At 38.3% G+C, this 16,265-nt stretch carries 12 protein-coding genes and 1 tRNA gene; 7 read left to right on the forward strand and 6 right to left on the reverse strand.

Features of this window, described 5'->3' with window-relative positions:
• The first annotated feature begins 73 nt into the window (after positions 1 to 73).
• From M992_RS09275 to M992_RS09285, 3 genes are read left to right on the forward strand one after another with little or no spacing between them, the layout of a single operon-like run.
• Positions 74 to 625, forward strand: coding sequence for an NAD(P)H nitroreductase (locus tag M992_RS09275; protein WP_053908259.1), 552 nt, complete (start codon positions 74 to 76; stop codon positions 623 to 625).
• Positions 626 to 641: 16 nt separating this feature from the next.
• Positions 642 to 1,682, forward strand: coding sequence for a selenide, water dikinase SelD (gene selD, locus M992_RS09280; protein WP_053908260.1), 1,041 nt, complete (start codon positions 642 to 644; stop codon positions 1,680 to 1,682).
• A gap of 3 nt (positions 1,683 to 1,685) precedes the next feature.
• Positions 1,686 to 3,632, forward strand: a complete 1,947-nt coding sequence (locus M992_RS09285; protein ID WP_053908261.1) for a DNA topoisomerase III — start codon at positions 1,686 to 1,688, stop codon at positions 3,630 to 3,632.
• 68 nt (positions 3,633 to 3,700) lie between these two features.
• Here M992_RS09285 and xthA read toward each other — a convergent pair whose 3' ends face one another.
• Positions 3,701 to 4,519 carry an exodeoxyribonuclease III gene (xthA, locus tag M992_RS09290; RefSeq protein WP_053908262.1) on the reverse strand — a complete coding sequence of 273 codons (819 nt, stop codon included), beginning with the start codon at positions 4,517 to 4,519 and terminating at the stop codon, positions 3,701 to 3,703.
• A gap of 485 nt (positions 4,520 to 5,004) precedes the next feature.
• Here xthA and M992_RS09295 point away from each other — a divergent pair, with 485 nt between their 5' ends.
• Positions 5,005 to 5,868, forward strand: a complete 864-nt coding sequence (locus M992_RS09295) for a LysR family transcriptional regulator (protein ID WP_053908263.1) — start codon at positions 5,005 to 5,007, stop codon at positions 5,866 to 5,868.
• Positions 5,869 to 6,054: 186 nt separating this feature from the next.
• Here the strand turns inward: M992_RS09295 and M992_RS09300 are convergent.
• The 3 genes from M992_RS09300 to M992_RS09310 all read right to left on the reverse strand — a co-directional run bounded on the left by M992_RS09300 (position 6,055) and on the right by M992_RS09310 (position 7,702).
• Positions 6,055 to 6,139 (reverse strand) — tRNA-Tyr (locus M992_RS09300).
• Between the two features lie 137 nt (positions 6,140 to 6,276).
• The gene (gene purU, locus M992_RS09305; RefSeq protein WP_053908264.1) at positions 6,277 to 7,125 is read right to left on the reverse strand and encodes a formyltetrahydrofolate deformylase; all 849 of its coding nucleotides are present in this window, start codon (positions 7,123 to 7,125) and stop codon (positions 6,277 to 6,279) included.
• A gap of 97 nt (positions 7,126 to 7,222) precedes the next feature.
• Entirely contained in the window at positions 7,223 to 7,702 is a 480-nt protein-coding gene (locus M992_RS09310; protein WP_053908265.1) for a YchJ family protein, read from the reverse strand.
• A gap of 127 nt (positions 7,703 to 7,829) precedes the next feature.
• Between M992_RS09310 and rssB the strand changes: the two genes are divergently transcribed.
• Both rssB and galU read left to right on the forward strand, forming a co-directional pair.
• Positions 7,830 to 8,843, forward strand: a complete 1,014-nt coding sequence (rssB, locus tag M992_RS09315; protein ID WP_053908266.1) for a two-component system response regulator RssB — start codon at positions 7,830 to 7,832, stop codon at positions 8,841 to 8,843.
• Between the two features lie 252 nt (positions 8,844 to 9,095).
• Positions 9,096 to 10,025 (forward strand): UTP--glucose-1-phosphate uridylyltransferase GalU, encoded by a 930-nt coding sequence (galU, locus tag M992_RS09320; protein WP_053908267.1) that lies wholly within the window; start codon positions 9,096 to 9,098, stop codon positions 10,023 to 10,025.
• Between the two features lie 788 nt (positions 10,026 to 10,813).
• Here galU and hns read toward each other — a convergent pair.
• Positions 10,814 to 11,221 carry a histone-like nucleoid-structuring protein H-NS gene (hns, locus tag M992_RS09325; RefSeq protein WP_047256194.1) on the reverse strand — a complete coding sequence of 136 codons (408 nt, stop codon included), beginning with the start codon at positions 11,219 to 11,221 and terminating at the stop codon, positions 10,814 to 10,816.
• A gap of 572 nt (positions 11,222 to 11,793) precedes the next feature.
• Here hns and M992_RS09330 point away from each other — a divergent pair.
• Complete coding sequence (locus tag M992_RS09330) at positions 11,794 to 12,423, forward strand: thymidine kinase (RefSeq protein WP_053908268.1); 630 nt, start codon at positions 11,794 to 11,796, stop codon at positions 12,421 to 12,423.
• Between the two features lie 698 nt (positions 12,424 to 13,121).
• Here the strand turns inward: M992_RS09330 and adhE are convergent.
• Positions 13,122 to 15,776 (reverse strand): bifunctional acetaldehyde-CoA/alcohol dehydrogenase, encoded by a 2,655-nt coding sequence (gene adhE, locus M992_RS09335; RefSeq protein ID WP_053908269.1) that lies wholly within the window; start codon positions 15,774 to 15,776, stop codon positions 13,122 to 13,124.
• Positions 15,777 to 16,265: the final 489 nt, after the last annotated feature.

Here is a 16,265-nt window from a genome sequence, read left to right on the forward strand (position 1 = left end):
CAAATTAATTACTATAATAAATCGATATTATCGAGTAATTACGAAAACAGTTTATCCCGAAATGGAGATATAGATGGATGCTTTAACACTTTTATTGAATCGTCGTTCAGCTTCACGCCTAACGACACCGGCACCAGCAGGTGAGGCGTTACAAAATATCCTTACCGCTGGTATGCGTGCGCCTGATCATGGCGCTTTACGCCCATGGCATTTTATCGTTATGCAAGATGAAGGATTGATTAAATTTAGTCAACTGCTTGAACAAGCTGCGATTGTGGGGGAAATGGGCCCAGAAGTAGAAGAAAAAGCGCGCCATGCCCCGTTTCGTGCACCGCTGATTATTACGGTAATTGCTAAAATCGTCGATCATCCCAAAGTGCCTGATTGGGAGCAATTGGTTGCTGCGGGCTGTACAGTACAAGCCATGCAAATGGCGGCATTGGCTCAGGGCTTTGGTGGTATTTGGCGTTCAGGATCATGGACTGAAGACCCTATCGTGAAAGCTGGATTGGGCTGCGCTGAAAATGAAAAAATTGTTGGCTTTTTGTATCTTGGTACGCCTGCATTAAAAGTACCAAGTAAAGTTCAGCAACCAGATATGAGCGACTTTGTTAGTTATTTTTGATTTGGGAGGCCTTTAAATGCAAGATATTAGACTCACACAATACAGTCACGGTGCTGGATGTGGCTGCAAAATTGCGCCAAAAGTATTGGAACAAATTTTACATAGCGAGCAAGCTAAATTTCATGATCCTCATTTATTAGTCGGCAATGAAACTAAAGATGATGCGGCGGTGTATGACCTTGGAAATGGTATCGGTATTATTAGCACTACCGATTTTTTTATGCCGATTGTCGATTCTCCATTTGAGTTTGGTCGGATAGCAGCCACTAATGCGATTAGTGATATTTATGCTATGGGTGGAAAACCAATGATGGCTATTGCTATTTTAGGTTGGCCTATCAATAAATTAGCGCCGGAAGTTGCACGCGAAGTGATTGAAGGCGGGCGAGCAGCATGTAAAGAAGCGGGCATATCACTGGCAGGTGGACATTCAATTGATGCACCAGAACCGATTTTTGGTTTAGCGGTTACTGGTGTGGTCGATACTGCTAAAATCAAGAAAAACAGCGCAGCAAGCAGTGGATGTCAATTATTTTTGACCAAACCGTTAGGTATTGGCGTATTAACTACCGCTGAAAAGAAAAGCTTATTGGCAGATGAACATCGTGGTTTAGCAACAACAATCATGTGTCAACTCAATCAGATAGGTAGTGAATTTGCGGCTATTGAAGGTGTTACGGCGATGACTGATGTGACGGGTTTTGGTTTATTAGGTCATTTAAGTGAAATATGCCAAGGCTCGCAAGTTGCGGCACAAATTAATTTCTCACAGGTGCCTAAATTACCAAATATTGAACAGTATATTGCTCAAGGTTGTGTGCCCGGCGGAACACAGCGTAATTTTGATAGCTATGGCCATTTGATTGCACCATTAACTAATTTACAACGTGACGTTTTATGTGATCCTCAAACTTCAGGCGGATTATTGATAGCAGTACAGCCTGACGCGGTAGATCAAGTCACCACGCTGGCAGCGCAGCACGGTATTGCATTAAATGCGATTGGAAGATTGATTCCACAGCAACCAGATCAGCCTTTGATCGATGTTATTGAATAAGCTATGCGTTTATTTATTGCGGAAAAACCGAGTTTAGCTCGGGCTATTGCAGAGATATTACCGAAGCCCCATAAACGAGGGGACGGTTTTATTCAGTGTGGTGATAATCAAATGGTCACTTGGTGTATTGGCCACTTATTAGAGCAAGCGGAGCCAGAGGCTTACGATGCGCGTTATGCTCGTTGGGCGCTAAATGACCTGCCTATCATCCCGGAAAAATGGCAATTAAAACCAAGGCCTTCAGTCGCTAAACAACTGAATACGATAAAATCATTATTGTCTCAAGCCTCAGAAGTTATTCATGCGGGAGACCCCGACAGAGAAGGCCAATTATTGGTTGACGAGGTGCTTGATTATCTCAATTTGCCCGCAGAAAAAAGAAAAGCAGTTCAGCGTTGTTTAATTAACGATTTAAACCCTCAAGCCGTTGAGCGAGCTGTACAGCGATTACGTGCTAATCGTGACTTTATCCCGCTATGTGTTTCTGCATTAGCTCGTGCCCGCGCAGATTGGTTATATGGGATAAACATGACTCGCGCTTATACACTTTTGGGTCAACGTGCTGGCTACCAAGGGGTATTGTCTGTCGGGCGAGTACAAACTCCAGTGTTGGGGTTGGTGGTGCGCCGTGATGAAGATATTGAAAATTTTGTACCTAAAGATTTCTTTGAAGTTAAAGCTCACATAGTAACGCCCAATGAAGAACGTTTTACGGCGGTCTGGCAGCCAAGCGACTCCTGTATTGATTATCAAGATGAAGAAGGACGATTAACGCACCGGCCTCTGGCTGAGCATGTGGTGGCACGGATCTGTGGGCAACCAGCAGAAGTCACCTCATATCAAGATAAACGTGAGTCAGAAATATCGCCTTTACCATTTTCATTATCGGCTTTACAAATTGAGGCGGCGAAGAAATTTAACTTGAGTGCGCAAGAAGTCCTAGATGTTTGTCAGCGCTTGTATGAGACACATAAGTTAATTACTTATCCGCGTTCTGATAGCCGCTATCTTCCGGATGAACATTTTGCTGGGCGTCATGCGGTACTTAATGCAATTTCAGTCCATCGACCCGCATTAACTGAATTTGAGTTAACTGAAATTGATCACAAAAACCGTTGCTGGGATGATAAAAAAGTTGATGCTCACCATGCGATTATTCCGACGGCACGCAGCTCAGCGGTCAAATTAACTGAGCATGAAGCTAATATTTATGGCTTGATAGCACAACAATATATTGTTCAGTTTATGCCCGATGCTATTTATCGTAAGTGCGTGATTGAGTTAGAAATTGCAGGCGGTAAATTTATCGCTAAAGCGCGATTTTTAGCTGAGGCTGGGTGGAAAACAGTACTGGGTAATAAAGAACGTGACGCAGAGAATGATGGCACTCCGTTACCCATCGTTAAAAAAGGGGCACAATTATTGTGTGAAAATGGAGAGGTAATCGAAAGACAAACTCAGCCACCTCGGCCATTTACCGATGCCACCTTGTTATCTGCAATGACCGGTATAGCTCGCTTTGTGCAAGATAAATCATTAAAAAAAGTGCTACGCGAAACTGATGGTTTAGGGACTGAAGCGACGCGTGCAGGGATTATTGACTTGTTATTTAAGCGCCAGTTTTTATTTAAACAAGGGCGCTATATTCATGCTTCACCGGCGGGGCGGGCGTTGATCCATGTGTTACCTGATATGGCAACATTACCTGATATGACCGCACATTGGGAATCAGTCTTAACTCAAATAAGTGAAAAGAAAACTCGCTATGATGATTTTATGCAACCATTGTCCGCGACATTACAGCAATTAATTGAATATGCTCGACAAAATACCAATGTAAAAGCGTTTAGAGAATTACCACCTGCACCTGCGCGCAAAGGTAAATCTAGCACAAAAGCGCGGAAAAATTCTGCCTCAGGTACCCGCAAAAAGCCCGCAAATAAAGCATAAAATACTAATAATCTCGACCCCATAATTGAAGCAATGAACTTATCAATTATGGTGGCCGAGATTAATGCTTATTTATCGCTAGCAGTTAGCTCAAACTCAGCCCACACCGGCGCGTGATCGGAAGGTTTTTCCATCGCCCGGATATCATAATCAATTCCAGTAGCGACACAGCGTTTGGCCAATGATGGACTGGCTAAAACTAAGTCAATTCGTAGCCCACGGTTATCATCAAAACCTTTTGAACGATAATCAAACCATGAAAATTTATCATCAGTATTAGGGTGCATTTGACGATAAGTATCGACTAATCCCCAATTTAGTAGCTTGCCTAACCATTCACGTTCTTCGGGTAAAAATGAACATTTTCCACTACGTAACCAGCGTTTCATGTTGTTTTCACCGATACCGATATCTTTATCAGTAGGGCTAATGTTGAGATCGCCCATAATTAGCAGCTGTCCGGCGGGATCAAACGTTTCGACATAGGTTTGTAGATCGCGATAAAACTTTTCTTTAGCCGGGAATTTAGTTGGATGATCGCGGCTTTCACCTTGAGGGAAATAGCCATTAATGACGGTTAATGGGCCATTTTCAGTGGCAATATCAGCCATGATAATACGGCGTTGAGCATCTTCATCATCGGTAGCAAAACCCTTACGTATCGCCAATGGTGGATTTTTCAATAATAATGCCACCCCATAGTGACCTTTTTGTCCATGATAATAAATATGGTAACCCAGCTGTTTCACATCATCTAAAGGAAACATATCATCATGAACTTTAGTTTCTTGTAACCCAATAACATCAGGTTGATATTTTTCAACAATTGCAGCGAGTTGATGAGGGCGGGCTCTTAATCCATTGATATTGAATGATATAAATTTCATGGTAAGGGAAGTGTCCATATTTTAACTGAAAAAACTATTTTAACAGATAATAGAATTTATGTAACCATTCAAAATAATAATTTAAAATAATGTAAATATAATTAACTTAATATGAAATTAAACTGGTTCGCTTATTATATTAAATGTAACAATGATAAATAAAGAATATAATAAGAATGTGAGCAATGTTTAAAATAGCTTGCTGTAAAGGTTGAGGATAATTTTTATTTAATACAGGCATTACAAATTTTATTCATATAAAACGCTAGATTGGCATGGTTGAGTTTGTTAGAAATTAAGTGCTTTAAGTTATAGGATTATATTATCTATTCGATTTGGGATTGTTAAATTAATTATTTTTTAATTTCCATGCTCGATAAGCTAAAAGCGGTCTAACTCAAATTAACTAATTGATATCTAGAGTTATTATTTGAATATTACTCTATATATTCTTATTTTATCGTAGTTTGGATGGGGATATAGATATGTTTTTTTCACGCAAGCTAGAGGCTTTTATGGCAGTAGTAGAAAATGGCTCATTAAGTAAAGCTGCTCGAGTAATGAATAGAACAACGCCACCAATTGCTAAGTCAATTAAAGATTTTGAAACCATATTAGGTAAACGACTTTTTAAACGTGAAAAATTTGGTATGACACTCACAAAAGATGGTTTTGAATTATATAATGACCTCAGAGAACTTTATTTACAGGAAAAAGAAATTACTAAGAAACATTTTACTGGGCATATAAGTAATGAGGCAAATATTTATTATGACTGGGGAAAGGAAGGGCATTTAATTAATTTATATCACTCAGCGAGTAAACATAATACACAGGTAAATATTTTTAGATTTAATTCTCAAGAATTAGACGATATTGTCGATTACGATGGTAATACATTGATTCTAAGCTCGGAGATAGTCATTAGCGAGCGTTTTAGTCTACTAAAGCAGATTGAGCATAACTCATTAGGTATATACTGCCAGCGTTCACTGTATCAACTGTGCCAAGAAAATATTATTGAACTGCTACGCAAATATACTTGGTTATGTGATCCGGCATTATATAAAAGTCCGTTAATGGCGCAGCTAATTCATCAAGTGGGTGCTAATAAAATAAAAATTAGTATCCGCCAAATGGACAATACTGGCTGCTGTGTTAATTTTATCCAGCAGGGCGATTTTATTGGATTAAGCGATCAACTACCTAAAGAGTGCCGCAGTGATGAGAAAATGATATTTTTACCGTTAGATAAGCTGAATATCAATTTAAAGTGTTACATTTATAAATCGAAAGCCCATTCTAGCGTATTGAATCGCTTTATTTCGTTAATTGAGCAGATGACATAATGATAAATATAGCCAGAGATAAATAAAATGATGTTGTTGAAAATAAATGTAGATAGGGCGCAAAAATATGTACTGTACAAGAGATAATTTAAAACAAGGAGAGGGTCGTTAGAGTAGGATTAAATTTGAAATATTATGATGAAAATTTTAAGTGAGTCTATCAAGGCTAACTGGCGGTTAGCGAAGTGGTGGTGGGGGAAGGATTCGAACCTTCGAAGTCTGTGACGGCAGATTTACAGTCTGCTCCCTTTGGCCGCTCGGGAACCCCACCAAATTTTTTCGCTCGCTATCTGTGACAGCGGGCAGAATCATATCAAATGAGCTGCCGCTGTAAAGTATTAATTTAAAAAAATAGTTCGAATGCCGTTTTTTTGCACTTTATGGCGGTTTAATCTACTAAAAATCTTTTTATAAGATAACTGTTCTATTTCCGTACACGAAAACGCGTTGTGCTAATACCCAATATAGGGCTTGGCTCAGCACGTTTTTTTCTACATCGCGCCCAGCCCGCATCATATCGTCCGCCGTAAAGGTATGATCAACGTTGATGACGTCCTGAGTAATGATCGGACCTTCATCCAGGCTATCGTTAACAAAGTGTGCGGTAGCCCCAATAATTTTCACCCCACGCTCATAAGCTTGATGGTATGGGCGTGCGCCAATAAAGGCTGGCAAGAAAGAATGATGGATATTAATGATCTGATTTGGATAATGTTGCACGAATGCTGGAGTCAGTACCCGCATATATTTAGCTAACACGACATAATCAGGTTGATATTGGTCAATTTGGTTGATCATTTTTTCATCATGTTGCTCGCGAGTTAGCCCTTCATGGCTAATATGATGGAAAGTAATCCCAAATTGCTCAACTAATGGCTTTAGGGTATCGTGATTCCCAATAACTGCGGCGATTTCAACATCTAAACCATCGTAGATGCTCTTCATTAATAGATCACCTAAACAATGGGCTTCCTTGGTCACCATAATCACAATACGCCGACGACCTGCTGCATTAAGCTCACGTTTTGAACCACTAGGTAATGCATCATCCAGATCCGCTAGTAACGTTTCATCATTAAAAATTCCTTCTAGCTCGGTTCGCATAAAGAAACGTCCGGTGAGATGGTCAACGAATTCATTATTTTGAACAATGTTGAGCTGATGTTTGTAGCAAATATTGGTTATTTTTGCGATTAGGCCTTTTGCATCAGGGCAAATAGTTCGAAGAACTTTTCTTTGTATATTTTTGTGTTGCATGAAACGGTTAGATCCTTAAATAGTTTCGATTTTAGTTATCGCTGATGACGGCTACATTAAAAATCGTCAATGATTCCCGCGTAATAGCAGAATAAGATTAATTATCACCGCAGCATTTTTTATATTTTTTCTCTGAGCCACAAGGACAGAGATCGTTTCTGCCGACTTTTGGTGTTACCTCATCAATATAGAGCCACTGTTGGCCGACACGCACAAAGCGCGAACGCTCATGAATAAGTTGTTTATGATCAGCTTTTTCATCAATAAAGCAAGCCGAAAATTCGACATAAGCTAGGTCTGAGTTTTTATCATGAGAAGAACTAATGACACGCAACCCAAGCCATTGGGTATGGGCAAAACCATTAATTAGTTCATCCTGCCACTGCTCAGCATGACATTCTGGATGCCATGTTTGAAGCAGGTAATCTGCGTTATGTGTTACATAGGCACTATAACGTGAGCGCATTAATGCTTCGGCTGTTTCGGGAACCTGCTGATGGTCTAAAAAAGGCTGACAGCATACGTTAAATGTTTTTTGGCTACCGCAAAAGCAGTCTTGGTGCACAGAATCTTCCATTTTTAGCCTGTATTTTTCTATTTTGAAATAAAATATCTATACTTAGATTACAGTTACCCAAAAAAATAATAGGGTTCGGATAATAGTATCTGAATTTTGTCTCTAGTGACTAGCGATTGGATTTTTTATGAAAAATAAACAGATAATGATAGTCGAAGATGAAATTGTTTTTCGAACTCAGCTTGAGAGTTATCTGCGCTCATTAGGGGCTACGGTAATTGTTGCAGAAACAGGTAAGCAAGCATTAGATATGATTATTCATCATGGTGTGCATCCTGATATTATTTTATCCGATATTAATATGCCGTTGATGTCGGGTGAAATGTTGATGACTCAGCTGATCGAAAATAAGCTGTATATCCCGGTGATAATTATTACGGCTACTAATGATTTTACTCAAGTGGATAAAGTGCTTAGACTAGGCGCTAAGGATGCATTACTAAAGCCTATTCGTGATTTAAATGAGATTAAAGAAACTTTGGAAACCTGCTTGTATCCAGAGCGTTATCAATCAGATATTGGTATAGAAGCAGAGATGCGCCATATATCCTCATTATTACAGCATCCATTACCTAATATCACACCGATGTTAATGCAATTACAGCCGCCTGTTTCTCAAGAAATTAATAACTACAAAGTTAATTATCGCCAACTAAATGATGCTGAGCGTGTGGGGCTGTTATTAGATTTAGCCCCATTATCGGTTCATCAAATTGGTTTTTATTGTATCGATATCGAACAATCACCAAATGAAGGCGTCATGGCAGCATTACTTATTCGAGTTGTATTTAATAATTTATTAAAAAGTGCGGTTAATAATCCACAACAAAAATTACCAAAAATTGAATACATTATTCAGCAATTAAATTATTTACTAGAAGACTCCGGCTTTAGTGGCCAATTTCCGTTGCTAGTGGGGTATTTTAATACTGACAGTAAAGCCGTTATTCTTACTTCTGCGGGATTAGAGGTTCAAATCGAGACTGAAAACAATACATATAAACTCAGGCCGAGTTTACCGCTGGGTACCGCTAATCCAACAGATACCGCGCAATTAGCCACTCATACGACTCAGTGGCAATGTAAAGTCTCCAACGCAGGGCATCAAATTACGCTGATGTTTAACCCGTTAACAGTTTAATTTGAGTCATAACTTATACTCGTGCATAAATTATACTCTACATCAGAAAAAGGGTTATTACCGTCTTATTTTATTATCAATTAATGAATTAATCGGCTTCGCTCATTAAATATGGCTAAAAAATTCTGAAAAAAAGCCAGATCTATTTATCCTTGCTTTATTCCTGCTATACTCCGCAGCACTATATTATGGCACTAAAATGCTCCCTATATTATATCGAGGGGAGCTAGTGTTAAGGGAGATTATTTGGTCATGAAAACTGGATTTAAACATAAAGTACGTAAAGCGGTCATTCCGGTGGCAGGTTTAGGTACGCGGATGTTACCTGCAACGAAAGCTATCCCTAAAGAGATGCTGCCTATTGTAGATAAGCCACTGATCCAATACGTGGTTAATGAGTGTATTGCCGCAGGGATCAATGAGATTGTTCTGGTCACGCATTCATCAAAAAACTCAATCGAGAACCATTTTGATACTAGTTTTGAATTGGAAGCTATTCTAGAACGCCGAGTTAAACGTCAATTGCTGGCTGAAGTACAGTCTATCTGTCCCAGTCATGTCACTATCATGCAAACCAGACAAGGTATTGCTAAAGGTTTAGGTCATGCAATACTGTGTGCTAAGCCGTTGATTGGTGATGAGCCATTTGCAGTTATTCTACCTGACGTTATTCTTGACCGTTATAGTACCGATCTGTCTAAATTCAATTTAAGTGAGATGCTAGCGCATTTTGATGAAACAGGCGCGAGTCAAATATTAGTTGAGCCGGTTCCTGAATCTGATGTGTCTAATTACGGCATTGTTGATTGCAATGGCATAACGTTACAGCCTGGTGACAGTAAACCTATTTTACGCATGGTAGAGAAACCACGCCAAGAAGAGGCTCCGTCTAATTTATCTATTGTTGGGCGTTATGTCTTAACTGATAAGATTTGGCCTCTGCTAGCTAGAACAGCACCAGGTGCGGGTGATGAAATTCAATTGACTGATGCTATTGCTATGTTAATTGAACAAAATGAACCTGTTGAAGCTTATCATTTGCGCGGTAAAAGCCATGATTGTGGAAATAAACTGGGTTATATGAAAGCCTTCGTTGAATATGGCATGCAGCATGAAGAGTTAGGTGAAGATTTTTCTCAGTGGATTAATTCACTACCAGCAAAATTAAACGTCAATAAATAATATCTATCTCGATTTGACCATCCATTTATAATTACTCGCCGATATATTACGCATATATCGGTTTTTTTATTTTTGTAATTAACCGCCATTTTTACTCTATAGCGCTAGAGCATTTTACTTAAACTCATATTGTAAATTGTATCTGTATATTTGAACGTTATTTTACTCGTAATAAGAGGAGAAAGGAGAGAATTACGGTTTAAATTCATCAGGTATTATACCTACCACTTATATGGTACTGCTAAATCACTAAATTTGTTATCAGCTATTCTCGTTTATTCCAATATTATACGGTTCATCAATTTTTATCGTTTGATGAGAAGTGAGTTGAACGCCATCTAATCGAATAACGCTATATTCATAAAATCCCACGAATATTATGTGTATTAAATTTCATAAATCTTTATTTTATTTCGGATAATAATTATTAAATGAATAACTAAAATTAACTAATTGATTCATTAATCAATCGAGCTATTATTGATAATAATTACATAAATTTACTTTAATTTTCGCTTTTGTATAAAACGTCAAATGAATGTTGAAGGCTGGTTATTTGTCCAGAGTGTTGATTTAGAAAATATCTTAATTTGATATTTATAATTTTAAATTGTTTTTAATCAAAGTCGTTAAGTCAATAAACTTGCCTGAATAGGTGATAGCACAATAGGATAATTATCATATTGGGTTCATACAACATAAGAGAGGGATTATTTTCTGATGAATAAATGATTTATTCAAAAAAAACGCCCTTGATTAAGGACGTTTTTTAATAACATATAAATCAATTAGATTAAGAAATCTTCTAATGATTTACCTTGTTCTTCAATTGCTTGTTTGATGACAGCTGGAGTACGACCTTGGCCGGTCCAAGTTTTGCTTTCACCATTTTCGTCGATGTATTTATATTTTGCAGGACGTGCAGCACGTTTAGGTTTAGCGCTAGTTTTCGTTCCGCCCATAGATTGCAGCAGCTCATTAGGGTCGATACCTTGAGCCAGAATCATTTCACGTACTTCTTCCAGTTTACGAGTACGTTCTTCTAATTCAGCTTGTGCTTGGCTATCTTCTTCACGACGCTCTTCTACAACAACAGTTAATTTTTCTAACATCTCTTCCAGTGATTCCAGAGAAAGTTCTCTTGCTTGCGCACGAAGAGTACGGATGTTATTTAATGCTTTTAATGATTCGCTCATTTTCCTGGTCTCAAATTAATTAGTAGGTTTAAGTGTCTTAATAATAGAATGCTATTATATTTTCTGCAATAGCTAATTTTCTCTATTAGTTTAAAAGTTATCTTTAGTAAAAGCAATTCCTTTACAAAAGGAATATTAAATTTTCATAGATATATATTTCCATTTTTATAAAACTTAGCAGGATATGAATCATAGTCTGTTAATTGCTTGGTTAACGCTATTTATATTTTCTTTAGCCATAAACTTATACAAGCAACTAAGCTAGATTTTACTAGATTTACTATCCTCTTAAACAAAATTTTTGTTTTTAGTTTCAGTGATAAAGTCATGAAAAAGACAATCTGGATTTTTATCATCAAGATCAATTATTAGAATAGGGTCTATTTCTCATTTATGTAGTCATTAATCTGATTGTTACTAATTTCTTATCTGTTTTCTTATATAATAAGATATATCGAGATGATAAATTAATCGACGTTAGTCGGTATTCTAATTTTATCGTTCTATTTGCTCTCAGGAGCTTTGTTTGTGATAGAATCAGCCGGTTTTATTTTTCCAGAGGGGTACGGCTGATGGCTCAGCTTTATTTTTATTACTCTGCAATGAATGCAGGGAAATCGACATCACTTTTACAATCTTCTTATAATTATAATGAACGTGGAATGAGAGCGCTTATTTTTACTGCAGAAATTGATACCCGTTTTGCTCAAGGTAAAGTTGTTTCGAGAATTGGCTTATCTGCCGATGCGTTACTTTTCTCACCACAAACGAATATGGCTGAAGTAATCAAGAAAGAAAATAATAATCAAAAAGTACATTGTGTCTTAATTGATGAGTGTCAATTTCTGACAAAACAGCAAGTTGAACAATTATGTGACATAGTCGATAACGTGGATATTCCGGTATTATGCTATGGCTTACGAACTGATTTTTCAGGCGAGTTGTTTTCTGGAAGTCAATATTTGTTGGCTTGGTCTGATAAGCTGGTGGAATTAAAAACCGTTTGTTGGTGTGGACGTAAAGCGGGTCGAGTATTGCGGATTGGTAGTGATGGTATTCCGGTTTATGAAGGCGCTCAGGTTGATATTGGTGGTAATGAAAAATATATTTCAGTATGTCGTAAACATTACATGGAAGCTATTAATAAAGCTAAACTGATGGCTAATGGTCAGTTGCCAAAAGTTCCTTTCCATTTTAATTAATGTTGACTGAGATAAATTTCTGACGAGACCCTTAATGATTAGCGCTGTATGGCTTGTAAGGGGATTTAATCAATCTTCTGATAACTTTGCATCGATTACACTAAAAGTGGCTCAATAGTTCTTGTGTGACCTTTAGTGTAATTAGTTTGTTTTTCAATCTGTATTTTCTCATTATTCCTGCAGATTTTACTCCCATCATTAACTGTAGTGATTAGGACAGTATTTGGGACGAAAATACTCTTCGCTATTCTATTTTCATGGTATTGATTATCTGCCAGTTATTTCATTCACACTTTCTTGCTTATCAGTTATAAAAACCGTGTCTTTTTATTTATTGTTGTATGTTATGACAATCGGATGATGAGTGCGTGGTTATTAACAGCGATAATAATATGGAGTTTTTTTCTGCGTGATAATTAAATCGGGTATCGGGGATAGATATAAAAATTAATCCGCAGAACAGATTTAATCCGGGTCACAATATGTGACGGATAATTATGTGATAGAGAATAAAGTGGCTGTATTGAATATTCTATGGTGAGGTTAGTTCAGCGCTAGTTAAGGTTGGTAGCCGACGTTATAAAAGAGACACTGATTTATCATCAGTGTCTCTTGATAGGGAGATCTCCTTTTACGTTAAGTTATACGAGTCGTGTACTTATCGAATATAACTTAATGAGTTAGAAGGATCGCCATTGTTATTTTTTAGTGGCTTTTTTGCTTTCTTTCGCTGCTTCAACCACATTTTCTGAGTATTCACGGCCGTAGTAAGTATCCAGAAGAATTTGTTTCAGTTCAGCAATCAGTGGGTAACGTGGGTTAGCCCCAGTACACTGGTCATCAAATGCATCTTCAGATAATTTATCAACTTTAGCCAAGAAATCAGCTTCAGCCACACCAGATTCACGGATTGATTTTGGAATGCCCAGTGAAGATTTCATTTCTTCAATCCATGCCAACAATCTCTCAATTTTCAGCGCTGTATTGTCATTTGGCTGGCTCAGACCTAAATGGTCAGCAATTTCCGCATAACGACGACGTGCTTGAGGGCGATCATATTGGCTGAAAGCCGTCTGTTTTGTTGGGTTATCGTTAGCGTTATAGCGAATAACGTTACAAATCAATAAGGCATTAGCTAATCCATGAGGAATATGGAATTCTGAGCCTAATTTATGCGCCATGGAGTGGCAAACTCCCAAGAAAGCATTGGCGAATGCGATACCGGCTAAGGTCGCTGCATTATGAACACGTTCTCTAGCTACTGGGTTAGTTGCGCCTTCATGATAGCTGGCTGGCAGATAGGCTTTCAGCAGGCTAAGTGCTTGTAATGCTTGGCCGTCAGAGTATTCGTTAGCCAATACAGAAACATAAGCTTCCAATGCATGAGTTACCGCATCTAAACCACCGAAGGCAGTCAGAGATTTAGGCATATTCATAACTAAGTTTGCATCGACAATCGCCATATTCGGAGTTAATGCATAGTCCGCTAATGGATATTTTTGACCTGTCTTATCGTCCGTAACTACCGCAAATGGTGTGACTTCAGAACCGGTACCTGAAGTGGTGGTAATCGCGACCATTTTCGCTTTAACCCCCATTTTGGGGAAACGGTGAATACGTTTACGGATATCCATAAAGCGTAAAGCTAATTCTTCGAAGTGGGTTTCAGGATGTTCATACATCACCCACATAATTTTAGCTGCATCCATTGGTGAACCACCACCTAATGCAATAATAACATCAGGTTTGAAGGCGTTCATTTGTGCTGCACCTTTGCGCACAATAGATAATGTTGGATCTGCTTCAACTTCAAAGAATACTTCAGTTTCAACATTGAATTTTTTCAGAACGCGGACAACTTCTTCAACATAGCCATTATTGAACAGGTAGCCATCGGTGACGATAAATGCACGTTTTGCCCCCTCAGTAGCGACTTCTTCTAATGCTATTGGTAAACAGCCCCGGCGGAAATAGATAGAGTTCGGAAGTTTATGCCATAACATATTTTCTGCTCTTTTTGCTACGGTTTTGGTATTGATTAGATGCTTAGGACCCACGTTTTCAGAGATAGAGTTTCCACCCCAAGAACCGCAGCCTAGAGTTAGAGAAGGGGACAGTTTAAAGTTGTACAGGTCACCGATACCCCCTTGTGATGCTGGGGTATTAATCAAAATACGTGCTGTTTTCATTTTGTCGCCAAAATGTTCGATACGTGATTTTTGATTATCTTGATCAGTATATAAGCAAGAAGTATGTCCAATACCGCCCATTTCAACTAATTTTTCTGCTTTTTCGACCGCATCTTCAAAGTTTTTACCGCGGTACATTGCGAGTAACGGAGACAGTTTTTCATGTGCGAACGGTTCTGAATCGTCGATAACTTTAACTTCACCGATCAAGATTTTAGTGGTTGCAGGGACACTGATACCGGCCATTTCTGCAATTTTAGTCGCAGGTTGACCGACGATATCTGCATTTAGGTTACCGTTTTTTAGAATAACGTCTTGTACCGCTTTTAAATCTTCACCTTGCAGTAGATAACCACCGTGAGTAGAGAAGCGTTCGCGGACTTGATCATAAATTTTATCAACCACTACAACAGACTGTTCTGATGCACAGATAACGCCGTTGTCGAAAGTTTTAGACATTAAAATAGAGGCAACAGCTCGTTTGATATCGGCGGTTTCGTCGATCACTACTGGCGTATTACCTGCACCCACACCAATTGCCGGCTTACCAGAACTATATGCGGCTTTAACCATGCCTGGACCGCCAGTGGCTAAGATCAGGTTGATGTCTTCATGGTGCATTAATGCGTTAGACAAAGCGACAGATGGCTCATCAATCCAGCCGATAATATCTTTTGGCGCGCCTGCAGCTATGGCTGCATTTAGTACAATTTCAGCAGCGCGGTTAGTGGCATTTTTAGCGCGTGGATGTGGAGAGAAGATGATCGCGTTACGTGTTTTCAGGCTGATCAGTGATTTAAATATAGCAGTTGATGTTGGGTTAGTGGTTGGTACAATACCACAGATAATCCCAATAGGCTCGGCGATGGTGATAGTGCCAAAAGTTGGGTCTTCAGATAAGATCCCACAGGTCTTTTCATCTTTATACGCATTATAGATATATTCTGAAGCGAAGTGGTTTTTAATCACTTTATCTTCAACAATACCCATACCGGATTCTTCTACGGCTATTTTAGCTAAAGGAATTCGAGCATCTGCGGCGGCGAGTGCAGCAGCACGGAAAATTGCGTCAACTTTTTCTTGTGGGAAATTGGCGAATTCACGCTGTGCTTTTTTGACACGGGCAACCAGTTCGTTGAGTTCGGTAACATTAGTTACTGACATAAAGATTACTCCTGATAAATGTTAAACTTTTTAAGCCAATGAGCAGTCAAATGGTTAACCAAACCAACAAGATAACTAATGTTTCTTAACGGCTTAAACTATAAATCTAACATATTGAATCAATGGCCGTTTGAAGATCTTGTTAGCGGTACTTTTATATCTCAAGCTACAAGGATAAAAATAATAAAATTAAATTAACCTTTTAAGATAATAAATTTCAACAACTCTGTTTTATACCGCTTATTGGCTTAAAAAGCTCTTTAAATCAAGGACGACAGTATTAATTAATACTTGATATCGTCTGTTTTAATGCAATACAGCTTAGCATTAATCTAGATAAATAAAGTGATCTAAATCACAAAACAGCCATGCTGACACCATTCAGCATGGCTGTTTTATTAATCAATAGAGATGTTTTATTAGTGTCAAAATAATGTAAACAGATAAGAAAGATTTGCTAACTTAAAAATTCATCTATTAACGAAAATT

This window comes from Moellerella wisconsensis ATCC 35017, assembly GCF_001294465.1.
Taxonomy (GTDB): domain Bacteria; phylum Pseudomonadota; class Gammaproteobacteria; order Enterobacterales; family Enterobacteriaceae; genus Moellerella; species Moellerella wisconsensis.

What these genes read in the sequence shown, in the direction of transcription:
- M992_RS09275 (WP_053908259.1), top strand. Translation starts at nt 74, where the DNA reads ATGGATGCTTTAACACTTTTATTGAATCGTCGTTCAGCTTCACGCCTA.
- selD (WP_053908260.1), top strand. Translation starts at nt 642, where the DNA reads ATGCAAGATATTAGACTCACACAATACAGTCACGGTGCTGGATGTGGC.
- M992_RS09285 (WP_053908261.1), top strand. Translation starts at nt 1,686, where the DNA reads ATGCGTTTATTTATTGCGGAAAAACCGAGTTTAGCTCGGGCTATTGCA.
- xthA (WP_053908262.1), bottom strand. Translation starts at nt 4,519, where the DNA reads ATGAAATTTATATCATTCAATATCAATGGATTAAGAGCCCGCCCTCAT.
- M992_RS09295 (WP_053908263.1), top strand. Translation starts at nt 5,005, where the DNA reads ATGTTTTTTTCACGCAAGCTAGAGGCTTTTATGGCAGTAGTAGAAAAT.
- purU (WP_053908264.1), bottom strand. Translation starts at nt 7,125, where the DNA reads ATGCAACACAAAAATATACAAAGAAAAGTTCTTCGAACTATTTGCCCT.
- M992_RS09310 (WP_053908265.1), bottom strand. Translation starts at nt 7,702, where the DNA reads ATGGAAGATTCTGTGCACCAAGACTGCTTTTGCGGTAGCCAAAAAACA.
- rssB (WP_053908266.1), top strand. Translation starts at nt 7,830, where the DNA reads ATGAAAAATAAACAGATAATGATAGTCGAAGATGAAATTGTTTTTCGA.
- galU (WP_053908267.1), top strand. Translation starts at nt 9,096, where the DNA reads ATGAAAACTGGATTTAAACATAAAGTACGTAAAGCGGTCATTCCGGTG.
- hns (WP_047256194.1), bottom strand. Translation starts at nt 11,221, where the DNA reads ATGAGCGAATCATTAAAAGCATTAAATAACATCCGTACTCTTCGTGCG.
- M992_RS09330 (WP_053908268.1), top strand. Translation starts at nt 11,794, where the DNA reads ATGGCTCAGCTTTATTTTTATTACTCTGCAATGAATGCAGGGAAATCG.
- adhE (WP_053908269.1), bottom strand. Translation starts at nt 15,776, where the DNA reads ATGTCAGTAACTAATGTTACCGAACTCAACGAACTGGTTGCCCGTGTC.